Source organism: Solihabitans fulvus (assembly GCF_008386585.1).
Lineage (GTDB): Bacteria > Actinomycetota > Actinomycetes > Mycobacteriales > Pseudonocardiaceae > Solihabitans > Solihabitans fulvus.
In genome coordinates, this window is the sequence record NZ_VUOB01000463.1 from 1 (window position 1) to 202 (window position 202).

1 protein-coding gene is annotated in these 202 nt (G+C 71.8%); it reads left to right on the forward strand.

Annotated elements, in window-relative coordinates:
• On the forward strand, positions 1 to 202 hold a 202-nt coding region (locus tag F0L68_RS43200; RefSeq protein ID WP_368732298.1), incomplete at both ends, for a putative Ig domain-containing protein.

The following is a 202-nucleotide window of genomic DNA, read 5'->3' on the forward strand; positions in this document are numbered from 1 at the left end:
GGGCTGGGCACCCCCAACGGCGTCGGCGCGCTGAAGCCCGGTGGCGGCAACCCACCGCCGAGCGACGTGACGGTGGCCAACCCCGGCGACCAGACCAGCGCGGTCAACAAGTCGGTGTCGCTGAACAACAGCGCCACCGGCGGCACGACCCCCTATCAGTGGTCGGCAAGCAGCCTCCCGACCGGCCTGTCCATCGACGCGA